Source organism: Pseudomonas machongensis, from assembly GCF_034961125.1.
Taxonomy (GTDB): Bacteria; Pseudomonadota; Gammaproteobacteria; order Pseudomonadales; family Pseudomonadaceae; genus Aquipseudomonas; species Aquipseudomonas machongensis.
The window spans coordinates 1-10,569 of sequence record NZ_JAYFUI010000117.1; the positions used below are offsets into that span (position 1 = coordinate 1).

Genomic DNA, 10,569 nt, shown 5'->3' on the forward strand with positions numbered 1-10,569 from the left:
GGGCCCGGACGAAGGCCGTGCCACGGTGTGGACCGTCACCGCGCCCGACTACGCCGAACGCTGCCCCAACGCCAACCGCCTGCTGGCCAACCTGAAATTCAGCGCCGAGGACGAGAGCCGCATGATGCAGCCGCTGCTCGATCACAAGGACCCGCTGGAGTCGGCACGCCAGTGGCTCAAGGACCACCCGCAAGACAAGGCCCGCTGGCTTGAGGGCGTGACCACCTTCGACGGCAAGCCGGCGGCTGACAACCTCAAGCTCACCGCCAACTGATCCGGCCTCTTCGCGGGCAAGTCGGAGCGCCGAACCGCCGCTCCTACAGGTTATGCGCATGCCATGAGCATGTAGGAGCGGGCTGCCCGCGAAAAGCCCAACACCGAACACACAGAACAGACAAGCCTGAAGGATTTACCCCATGAACCACGACGTCATCATCACCTGTGCCCTGACCGGAGCCGGCGACACCGTTGCCAAGAGCCACCTGGTCCCGGTCACCCCCAAGCAGATCGCCGAAGCCGCCGTCGAGGCCGCCAAGGCCGGCGCTACCGTGGTCCACTGCCACGTCCGTGACCCACAGACTGGCCGCTTCAGCCGCGACGTCGCGCTGTACCGCGAAGTGATGGAGCGTATCCGCGAGTCTGACGTGGACGTGATCGTCAACCTGACTGCCGGCATGGGCGGCGACCTGGAGATCGGCCCGGGCGAAGCACCGATGGACTTCGGCGCCGGCACCGACCTGATCGGCCCGCTGGAGCGCCTGGCCCACGTCGAGGCGCTGCTGCCGGAAATCTGCACCCTGGACTGCGGCACGCTCAACTTTGGCGACGGCAACTCGATCTATGTTTCCACCCCGGCGCAACTGCGCGCGGGTGCCAAGCGCATCACCGAGCTGGGCGTGAAGGCGGAGCTGGAAATCTTCGATACCGGCCACCTGTGGTTCGCCAAGCAGATGATCAAGGAAGGCCTGCTCGAAGACCCGCTGTTCCAGCTGTGCCTCGGCATTCCATGGGGTGCGCCTGCCGATACCACCACCATGAAGGCCATGGTCGACAACCTGCCGGCCAACGTCACCTGGGCAGGCTTCGGCATCGGCCGCATGCAGATGCCGATGGCCGCACAGGCGGTGTTGCTGGGCGGCAACGTGCGCGTGGGCCTGGAAGACAACCTCTACCTCGACCGTGGCGTGCTGGCCAGCAACGGTCAACTGGTCGAACGCGCGGTGGAGATCATCTCGCGCCTCGGTGGCCGCGTGCTGACCCCGGCCGAAGGGCGCGAAAAAATGAATCTCAAGCGTCGCGGATAAAACAGCGCCGCCGCGATCCCTGTGGGAGCGGGCTTGCCCGCGAAAAATACGGCGCGGTGCATGGCACCGGCTTCGCCGGTGTTCGCGGGCAAGCCCGCTCCTACAAGGCCCGCGCCAACCTCAAGCACATAGAGAGACCAACATGTCCTTCATCACCGACATCAAAACCTTCGCCGCCCTCGGTAGCGGCGTCATCGGCAGCGGCTGGGTCGCCCGCGCCCTGGCCCATGGCCTGGACGTGATCGCCTGGGACCCGGCACCCGGCGCCGAGCAGGCCCTGCGCAAACGTATCGCCAACGCCTGGCCGGCCCTGGAAAAACAAGGTCTGGCACCGGGCGCCGCACAAGAACGGCTGAAGTTCGTCGCCACCATCGAGGAATGCGTGCGCGACGCCGATTTCATCCAGGAAAGTGCCCCCGAGCGCCTGGATCTCAAGCTCGACCTGCATGCCAAGATCAGCGCCGCGGCCAAGCCTGATGCGATCATCGGCTCCAGCACCTCGGGCCTGTTGCCCAGCGAGTTCTACGAGTCGGCCACCCACCCCGAGCGCTGCGTGGTCGGCCACCCATTCAACCCGGTGTACCTGCTGCCGCTGGTGGAGATCGTCGGCGGCAAGCACACCGCGCCTGAAGCCATCGAGGCAGCGAAGAGCATCTACACCGCGCTAGGCATGCGCCCGCTGCATGTGCGCAAGGAGGTCCCGGGCTTCATCGCCGACCGTCTGCTCGAAGCGCTGTGGCGCGAGGCTCTGCACCTGGTCAACGACGGGGTGGCCAGCACTGGCGAGATCGACGATGCGATTCGCTTTGGCGCGGGTCTGCGCTGGTCGTTCATGGGCACCTTCCTCACCTACACGCTGGCCGGTGGCGATGCGGGCATGCGCCACTTCATGTCGCAGTTCGGCCCGGCGCTGAAGCTGCCCTGGACCTACCTGCCAGCGCCAGAGCTGACCGACAAGCTGATCGACGACGTGGTCGACGGCACCTCCGAACAACTGGGCGAACGCAGCATCGCGGCGCTGGAGCGCTATCGTGACGATACCCTGCTGGCGGTGCTGGACGCGGTGAAGAACAGCAAGGCCAAGCACGGCATGGCCTTTGGCGACTGAGGAGACTGCGATGCCCGCACTGATCACCTACCGCACCCCGGTTCAGCAAGACTGGGTCGATTACAACGGGCACCTGCGCGATGCCTTCTACCTGCTGATCTTCAGCTACGCCACCGATGCGCTGATGGAGCGCATCGGTCTGGACGCCGACAGCCGCGGTCAGAGCGGCAACTCGCTGTTCACCCTGGAGGCGCACATCAACTATCTGCACGAGGTGAAGCTCGGCACCGAGGTCTGGGTGCAGACGCAGATCATCGGCTTCGACAAGAAGCGCTTGCACCTGTACCACACGCTGCACCGCGCAGGCTTCCACGAAGCCCTGTCGGCCAGCGAGCAGATGCTGCTGCACGTGGACCTGGCAGGACCGAAGTCGGCGCCGTTCAGCGAGCGTAGTGCCGCGTTGCTGCAAGGGCTGGTGGATGAGCAGCGTGACCAGGCACCTGCCGAGTTCGTGGGCCGGGTGATCGGTTTGCCTGCACGAACCTGAAGCCTCTCCCGAGGCCGCCCGCGACCCCCGGCCCGGCCGGAGCAAGACAGCGCGCTGTCTTCTTCGCGGGCGAGCCCGCTCCTACAAACAGTCAAAAAAAACCCCGGAAGCTGTGAGCGTCCGGGGTCGAGAGCGAGCAACATCCACTGTGCGTGAAGTGAGGGTGACCAAACCCTCGGTGCCGTGAATGACTCCAGTGTGCTCACTTCCCTTCTGCCTGATTTAGCCGGGAACGACCTGTTCTTAGCCAAAGCGGCCATCGCGACGTTCTGCCCTTGCGAGGTTGTCCTACTGGTCACAGAATCAGTCGTAAATCACGGCACCAGACAAGGACTACAACGATGATGCATGCGGATTTGATCGACCAGGACGACCTGCTGGGCCACCTGCGCGCACGCGGGTTCGACATTCCTGCCGGGGCCAGCGCCGAGCAGGCGTGCGAAGTGGTGGTGCGCGGGCTGACCGAGCCCAATGCCCGAGCGTTGAAGGGGATGGTGGAGCAGATGTACACCGGCAGCGCGACCATCCTGCCGGCGGTACGTCAGGCGATCGACAAGCAGCTGCTGCCGGCGTTGGCGCAGTTCAGTCAGCGCGACTGATTCTGGATCTTCACTGAATTCTTCGCGGGCAAGCCCGCTCCCACAGGGATTGGGCTGGCCTTCAGATTTTGAGCAAGACAGTTACTCCCACAGGGTCACGCGATCCCTGTGGGAGCGGCGGTTCGGCGCTCCGATTTACCCGCGAAGAAGGCGACCCCGTCTCAGAGCCTCACACTGGCAAAGGTCGACTCGTTACGCGCCTGGCTCAGGGCCGCCATCGGCCCGCTGTGCGGCGACAGCGCCATGGCCTGCGGAATCGGCATCATCGCCACCTGCTGCGCGGTATTGGAACCTACACGCTCGTCACGCGGCGGAATGCCGAAGTATTCGCGGTAGCACTTGGAGAAGTGCGGCGTGGAGACGAACCCGCACACCGACGCCACCTCGATGATCGACATCGGCGTCTGCTTGAGCAACTGCCGTGCACGGATCAGCCGCAGCTTGAGGTAGTAACGCGACGGCGAGCAGTGCAGGTACTTCTGGAACAGGCGCTCGAGCTGACGTCGCGACACGTTGACGTACACCGCCAGCTCGTCCAGGTCGATGGGCTCTTCGAGGTTGGCCTCCATCAGCGCGACGATTTCCTGAAGCTTCGGCTGGTTGGTGCCGAGCATGTGCTTGAGGGGTACGCGCTGGTGGTCCTGCTCGTTGCGGATACGCTCGTAGACGAACATCTCGGAGATGGCCGCCGACAGCTCACGGCCATGATCACGGCTGATCAGGTGCAGCATCATGTCCAGCGGCGCAGTGCCGCCGGAGCTGGTGAAGCGGTTGCGGTCGAGGGTGAACAGGCGCGTGCTCATGTTGACCCGCGGGAAGGCCTCCTGCATTGCCGCCAGACACTCCCAGTGCACGCTGCAGTCGAAGCCGTCGAGCAGGCCGGCACAAGCCAATGCCCAGCTGCCAGTGCACACCGCGCCAAGCCTGCGCGACTGGCGCGCCTGGGCCTGCAGCCAGGTGACGTGTTCGCGGGTCACGGTGCGCTGGATACCGACGCCACCGCAGACGATCACGGTGTCCACCGGCGGTGCGCTGTGCATCGCGGCGTCCGGAGTGATCTGCAAGCCATCACTGGCCCAGACCTGGCCGCCATCGACGGTCAGCGTATGCCAGCGGTACAGCTCGCGCCCCGACAGCTGGTTGGCCATGCGCAGCGGCTCGACGGCCGAGGCGAGCGAGATCAGGGTGAAGTTGTCCAGCAGGAGAAAGCCGATGGACTGGGGGGCTGTGCGGTTCTGGGTTGGGTTCCCGGAGGTGTACGACGTCATCGCGGTTTCTCCTCACACAATGCAGGGTGTGCCTCAGGCGGGCACCGTTTCTTGTCATGGCCCCGATTCGTATGCAGGGGCTTTGCCAATCTCAACGCAATCGCCGTGCCTGAAATTGAACGGCTATCCAAAAAAACCCAAAAACGACGTGGCCGTGCGAGTTGTAGGGCCTTTCAAGGGGCGCTGGGTGAACACCGCAAACAGGCGTGCCAGCGCCTCTGCGTGTAACGACTGAGCAGTTCGGTAGCACTTGTGGGAAGGCTGCCCAGAAGCGACATTCATAAGTGTCACCGACAATGACACCACTGGTCGCGACAGCCGACAGCCGGTCGGCACCGGCTGTTGCACAATAAAGCAGCACAACCGCCGCAAGAGGGCCAGATCAGCGCATCAGCATTCGATGACGCTGACTGCCAACCCGCCGCGGGAGGTCTCCTTGTACTTGTCGTGCATGTCGGCACCGGTGTCGCGCATGGTGCGGATCACCTGGTCGAGGGAGATGAAGTGTTCGCCGTCGCCACGCAGGGCCATCTGCACGGCGTTGATCGCCTTTACGGCAGCGATGGCGTTACGTTCGATGCAAGGCACCTGGACCAGCCCACCGACCGGGTCGCAGGTCAGCCCGAGGTTGTGCTCCAGGGCGATTTCAGCAGCGTTCTCCAGTTGTGCCGGGGTAGCCCCCAGCACTTCGGCCAGACCCGCTGCAGCCATGGCGCAGGCCGAACCGACCTCGCCCTGGCAGCCCACTTCGGCCCCGGAGATCGAAGCGTTCTTCTTGCACAGGATGCCTACCGCCGCTGCACCCAGGAAGAACTCCACCACGTTGGACTCATCCACCGCGTCGGAGAAGCGCATGTAGTAGTGCAACACCGCCGGGATGATGCCGGCCGCGCCGTTGGTAGGCGCAGTGACCATGCGCCCACCCGCGGCGTTTTCTTCGTTGACGGCCAGGGCGAACAGGTTCACCCACTCCATGGCACTCATGGTCGAGCCGATCACGTTGGGCTTGCCGATCTCCTGCAGGCTGCGGTGCAGCTTGGCTGCGCGGCGCCGCACATTGAGCCCGCCGGGCAAGATGCCTTCGTGCTTGAGGCCGTTGTTCACGCATTCCTGCATGGCGCCCCAGAGCTTGAGCAGACCGGCACGAATCTCGGCTTCGCTGCGCCAGACCTTCTCGTTCTCCATCATCAATTGCGACACGCGCATGTCGTTTTGCTTGCACAGGCGCAGCAGTTCGGCGGCGCTGTTGAAATCGTAGGGCAACACCGTCTGGTCGGCGTCCAGTACACCGCTCGCGGCCTGCGCCGCATCGACCACGAAGCCGCCACCCACCGAGTAGTAAGTGTCGCGATGCAGCTCGCCCTCGGCACCTTCGGCCACCAGGGTCATGGCATTGGGGTGGTAGGGCAGGTTCTCGTCGAGCAGCAGCATGTCGCGGGCCCAGATGAATTCGATGGGCAGGCGGCTGTCGAGCTGCAAGGTGTTGGTTTCACGCAAGTCGGCGATACGCGGGGTGATCTGCGTGGGGTCGATTGCGTCGGGCCACTCACCCATCAGCCCCATGATCGTGGCGTTGTCAGTGCCGTGACCGATGCCGGTGGCCGACAACGAGCCGTACAGCCGTACCTCGATGCGCCGAACCCGCTCCAGATCGCCGCGTTCGCGCAGGCCCTGGACGAACAGCGCTGCGGCGCGCATGGGGCCGACGGTATGCGAGCTGGAAGGCCCGACGCCGATCTTGAACAGGTCGAACACGCTGATGGCCATTGTCGAATCACCTCTTGATGGGCTTGTCTCTGCGCGCCATGTGGCGGCGCAGCCAGCTGCTAGGCTGATAGCGGCGAGTTGCCGCGAATGCACGCATCATCGGGCTTTTACCCCTCCCCTCGCCGTCTGCAACCGACGTACTTTTGTCCGGCAGCGCCCTGTTGCGAAAGCCATCATTGCGCCGCTTTCAGGCGAACGGGTGACGCAAAGACACGGGCCGGGGCGGGGAAAAATCCGTAAGCGACATTGCCCGTACTGGATGCGACCTGTCCTGCACTGGTTACGACTCCACCAGTAGGCGATTGCCGAACGCTGGGGGATTATCGAAAGCGACTCGTATTGCACGGCCACGCAACCTGCCCTCTGCAGGCCAGATCGATCGACGCCCCAGAAAGCGACGACGATTACGCGAACCCGAAGAAAAAATCACAGGAGTCCACCCATGAAAGGTTCACCCTCGCTGTTGTTGGTTGCGTTGCTCGCAGCACCCGTGTTCGCCCAAGCCGCCGAACCGGAACAGTGTCAGACGGTCCGCTTCTCCGATGTCGGCTGGACCGACATCACCGTGACCACGGCAACCACCAGCGTTGTCCTCGAAGCGCTGGGCTACAAGACCCACACCACCATGATCTCGGTGCCGGTGACCTACAAGTCGCTGGCCACCGGCAAGGACCTCGACGTGTTTCTCGGCAACTGGATGCCGACCATGGAAAACGACATCAAGCAGTACCGCGACGCCGGCACTGTCGAGACGGTCCGCGCCAACCTGGAAAACGCCAAGTACACCCTGGCAGTGCCCCAGGCTCTGTATGACAAGGGTCTGAAGGATTTCAGCGACATTCCCAAGTTCAAGAAGGAACTTGACGGCAAGATCTATGGCATCGAACCGGGCAACGATGGCAACCGCACCATCCAGAGCATGATCGACAAGAACGCCTTCGGCCTGAAGGACGCCGGCTTCAAGATCGTGCAGTCGAGCGAGGCCGGCATGCTGTCGCAGGTCGATCGGGCCCAGAAGCGCGGCGAGGCCGTGGTGTTCCTGGGCTGGGAGCCTCACCCGATGAATACCCGCTTCAAGATGCAGTACCTGACCGGGGGTGATGAGTTCTTCGGTCCCGAATTCGGCAAGGCCACTGTACTGACCAACACCCGCAAGGGTTATGCGCAGGAATGCAGCAACGTCGGCCAGCTGCTGAAGAACCTGGTGTTCGAGCTCAAGGATGAAAGCACCATGATGGGCTATGTCCTGGACGACAAGATGAAGCCCGAGGCGGCCGCCAAGAAGTGGCTCAAGGACAACCCTGGCAAGCTGGAGACCTGGCTGGCCGGCGTCACCACCGTGGATGGCAAACCAGGCCTGGAGGCAGCCAAGGCCAAGTTGACGCAGTAGCTGTAGGCACTACCTCGGGGTGGGACCGTGCCCACCTCGGACTGATTCCAATCATTGCAGGTGGAAGCTCGCTATCATGCTTATCGATCAGAAAATACCTCTGGGGCAGTACATCGCCTCATTTGTCGAATGGTTGACCCAGAACGGCGCCAACTACTTCGACGCTATCGCCCAAGGCCTGGAGTTCATGATCCATGGCGTCACCAGCGCCCTGACCTGGTTCAACCCCTTCGTCCTCATCGCCCTGTTCGCCGCCCTCGCGCACCTGATCCAGCGCAAGTGGGCGCTGACCGTCTTCGTCGCCCTGTCGTTCCTGTTGATCCTCAACCTCGGTTACTGGCAGGAAACCATGGAAACCCTGGCGCAAGTGAGCTTCGCCACAGTGGTCTGCGTAGCCATCGGCGTGCCGCTGGGCATCATTGCCGCGCACAAGCCGATGTTCTATACCGCCATGCGTCCGGTACTCGACCTGATGCAGACCGTCCCCACCTTCGTCTACCTGATCCCGACCCTCACCCTGTTCGGCCTGGGAGTAGTACCGGGGCTGATTTCCACCGTGGTGTTCGCCATCGCGGCCCCCATTCGCCTCACCTACCTGGGCATCTGCGATGTGCCCCAGGAGCTGATGGACGCCGGCAAGGCCTTCGGCTGCTCGCGTCGCCAATTGCTGACCCGTATCGAACTGCCGCACGCCATGCCGAGCATCGCTGCCGGCGTGACCCAATGCATCATGCTGTCGCTGTCGATGGTGGTGATCGCCGCCCTCGTCGGCGCCGACGGCCTGGGCAAGCCGGTGGTCAACGCTCTCAACACCGCCGACATCTCGCTCGGCTTCGAAGCGGGCCTTGCGATCGTGCTGCTGGCGATCATGCTCGACCGTATCTGCAAGCAACCGGAACTGCCGGCAAGGAGTGAAGCATGAGCATCATTCGCTTCGAAGATGTCGACGTCATCTTCTCCAGCAAGCCGCGCGAAGCGCTGTCGCTGCTCGACGAGGGCAAGACCCGCGAGCAGATCCTCAAGCAGACCGGGCTGGTGGTCGGCGTCGAAAAGGCCAACCTGGATATCGAGAAAGGCGAAATCTGCGTGCTGATGGGCCTGTCAGGCTCGGGCAAGTCGAGCCTGCTGCGCTGCATCAATGGCCTGAACACCGTCAGCCGCGGCAAGCTGTTCGTCGAGCACGAAGGCAAGCACATCGACATCGCCCATTGCACCCCGGCGGAGCTGAAGATGATGCGCACCAAGCGCATCGCCATGGTGTTCCAGAAATTCGCCCTGATGCCCTGGCTGACCGTGCGCGAGAACATCAGCTTCGGTCTGGAAATGCAGGGCCGCCCCGAGAAGGAGCGGCGCAAGCTGGTCGATGAAAAACTCGAGCTGGTGGGCCTGACCCAGTGGCGCAACAAGAAGCCGGACGAACTGTCCGGGGGCATGCAGCAGCGAGTGGGCCTGGCCCGTGCGCTGGCGATGGACGCCGACATCCTGCTGATGGACGAGCCCTTCTCTGCACTCGACCCGCTGATCCGCCAGGGCCTGCAGGACGAGCTGCTGGAACTGCAGCGCAAACTGAGCAAGACCATCGTCTTCGTCAGCCACGACCTGGACGAGGCGCTCAAGCTGGGTAGCCGCATCGCGATCATGAAGGACGGCCGGATCATCCAGTACAGCAAGCCGGAAGAGATCGTGCTGAACCCGGCCGACGAATACGTGCGCACCTTCGTCGCCCACACCAACCCGCTCAATGTCCTGTGCGGGCGCAGCCTGATGCGCAGCCTGGACAACTGCAAGCGGATCAACGGTTCGGTGTGCCTGGATCCGGGTGGTGATTCATGGCTGGACCTGGGCGAGGGCGGCTCGATCAAGCGCGCGCGCCAGGGGCAGAACGGGTTGGACCTGCAGAACTGGGTGCCGGGGCAGGACGTGGAAAGCCTGGGTCGCCTGCCAACGCTGGTGCACGCCGACATCGGCATGCGCGAGGCACTGCAGATTCGTTATCAGACCGGCAACAAGCTGGTGCTGCAGGAGAACGACAAGGTGGTCGGGATTCTGGGCGACAGCGAGCTGTATCACGCGTTGCTCGGCAAGAATCACGGTTGAAGCAATTGGGGCCGCGTCGCGGCCCTTCGCGGGCAAGCCCGCTCCCACAGGATTTACACAACCTGTGGGAGCGGCGGTTCGCCGCTGCGACTTGCCCGCGAAGGCTGCAAAGCAGCCCCAATCACTGATTCAGCGTACGACGATCCCGCGCGAAGCCATGTAGGCCTTGGCCTCGGGCACCGTGTACTCGCCGAAGTGGAAGATGCTCGCCGCCAGCACCGCGCTGGCATGCCCTTCCAGAATCCCATCGGCCAGATGCTGCAGGTTGCCCACACCACCGGAGGCGATCACCGGTATCCCCAGCGCATCGCTGATGGCACGGGTCACGCCCAGGTCGAAGCCGTTCTTCATGCCGTCCTGGTCCATGCTGGTCAGCAGGATCTCACCGGCGCCCAGCCCTTCCATCTTCTTCGCCCACTCCACCGCATCCAGACCGGTGGGCTTGCGCCCGCCATGGGTGAAGATCTCCCAGCGCGGCGTTTCGCCTGGGCCAGAAACTTTCTTGGCGTCGATGGCCACGACAATGCACTGCGAACCGAAACGGTCGGC

At 63.6% G+C, this 10,569-nt stretch carries 11 protein-coding genes; 8 read left to right on the top strand and 3 right to left on the bottom strand.

Features of this window, described 5'->3' with window-relative positions:
- The 5 genes from VA602_RS12650 to VA602_RS12670 all read left to right on the top strand — a co-directional run.
- Positions 1-274 (top strand): glycine betaine ABC transporter substrate-binding protein (locus VA602_RS12650; protein WP_323453364.1); only part of this gene is annotated, 274 nt, incomplete at its 5' end.
- A gap of 142 nt (positions 275-416) precedes the next feature.
- Positions 417-1,304, top strand: a complete 888-nt coding sequence (locus VA602_RS12655) for a BKACE family enzyme (protein WP_054891720.1) — start codon at positions 417-419, stop codon at positions 1,302-1,304.
- A gap of 142 nt (positions 1,305-1,446) precedes the next feature.
- Complete coding sequence (locus VA602_RS12660) at positions 1,447-2,412, top strand: L-carnitine dehydrogenase (protein ID WP_112897137.1); 966 nt, start codon at positions 1,447-1,449, stop codon at positions 2,410-2,412.
- Between the two features lie 10 nt (positions 2,413-2,422).
- Positions 2,423-2,899 carry a thioesterase family protein gene (locus tag VA602_RS12665; RefSeq protein ID WP_323453365.1) on the top strand — a complete coding sequence of 159 codons (477 nt, stop codon included), beginning with the start codon at positions 2,423-2,425 and terminating at the stop codon, positions 2,897-2,899.
- Positions 2,900-3,240: 341 nt separating this feature from the next.
- On the top strand, positions 3,241-3,498 hold the full coding sequence (locus VA602_RS12670) for a hypothetical protein (protein ID WP_323453366.1): 258 nt from the start codon (positions 3,241-3,243) through the stop codon (positions 3,496-3,498).
- Positions 3,499-3,659: 161 nt separating this feature from the next.
- On the opposite strand, the gene gbdR is transcribed toward VA602_RS12670, so the two are convergent.
- Both gbdR and VA602_RS12680 read right to left on the bottom strand, forming a co-directional pair.
- Entirely contained in the window at positions 3,660-4,766 is a 1,107-nt protein-coding gene (gbdR, locus tag VA602_RS12675) for a choline metabolism transcriptional regulator GbdR (protein WP_054891716.1), read from the bottom strand.
- Between the two features lie 390 nt (positions 4,767-5,156).
- Positions 5,157-6,533: an L-serine ammonia-lyase gene (locus tag VA602_RS12680; RefSeq protein WP_063542272.1), complete on the bottom strand. Its 1,377-nt coding sequence runs from the start codon at positions 6,531-6,533 to the stop codon at positions 5,157-5,159.
- Positions 6,534-6,975: 442 nt separating this feature from the next.
- Here VA602_RS12680 and VA602_RS12685 point away from each other — a divergent pair, with 442 nt between their 5' ends.
- The 3 genes from VA602_RS12685 to choV all read left to right on the top strand — a co-directional run bounded on the left by VA602_RS12685 (position 6,976) and on the right by choV (position 10,020).
- Positions 6,976-7,923 carry a choline ABC transporter substrate-binding protein gene (locus VA602_RS12685; protein ID WP_065864492.1) on the top strand — a complete coding sequence of 316 codons (948 nt, stop codon included), beginning with the start codon at positions 6,976-6,978 and terminating at the stop codon, positions 7,921-7,923.
- 73 nt (positions 7,924-7,996) lie between these two features.
- Complete coding sequence (gene choW, locus VA602_RS12690) at positions 7,997-8,845, top strand: choline ABC transporter permease subunit (RefSeq protein ID WP_172964837.1); 849 nt, start codon at positions 7,997-7,999, stop codon at positions 8,843-8,845.
- Positions 8,842-10,020, top strand: coding sequence for a choline ABC transporter ATP-binding protein (gene choV / locus VA602_RS12695; protein WP_054891712.1), 1,179 nt, complete (start codon positions 8,842-8,844; stop codon positions 10,018-10,020). The genes choW and choV overlap by 4 nt, the downstream gene beginning before the upstream one ends.
- 129 nt (positions 10,021-10,149) lie before the next feature.
- Here choV and hisF read toward each other — a convergent pair.
- Positions 10,150-10,569 (bottom strand): imidazole glycerol phosphate synthase subunit HisF (hisF, locus tag VA602_RS12700; protein WP_323453367.1); only part of this gene is annotated, 420 nt, incomplete at its 5' end.

What these genes read in the sequence shown, in the direction of transcription:
- VA602_RS12655 (WP_054891720.1), top strand. Translation starts at nt 417, where the DNA reads ATGAACCACGACGTCATCATCACCTGTGCCCTGACCGGAGCCGGCGAC.
- VA602_RS12660 (WP_112897137.1), top strand. Translation starts at nt 1,447, where the DNA reads ATGTCCTTCATCACCGACATCAAAACCTTCGCCGCCCTCGGTAGCGGC.
- VA602_RS12665 (WP_323453365.1), top strand. Translation starts at nt 2,423, where the DNA reads ATGCCCGCACTGATCACCTACCGCACCCCGGTTCAGCAAGACTGGGTC.
- VA602_RS12670 (WP_323453366.1), top strand. Translation starts at nt 3,241, where the DNA reads ATGATGCATGCGGATTTGATCGACCAGGACGACCTGCTGGGCCACCTG.
- gbdR (WP_054891716.1), bottom strand. Translation starts at nt 4,766, where the DNA reads ATGACGTCGTACACCTCCGGGAACCCAACCCAGAACCGCACAGCCCCC.
- VA602_RS12680 (WP_063542272.1), bottom strand. Translation starts at nt 6,533, where the DNA reads ATGGCCATCAGCGTGTTCGACCTGTTCAAGATCGGCGTCGGGCCTTCC.
- VA602_RS12685 (WP_065864492.1), top strand. Translation starts at nt 6,976, where the DNA reads ATGAAAGGTTCACCCTCGCTGTTGTTGGTTGCGTTGCTCGCAGCACCC.
- choV (WP_054891712.1), top strand. Translation starts at nt 8,842, where the DNA reads ATGAGCATCATTCGCTTCGAAGATGTCGACGTCATCTTCTCCAGCAAG.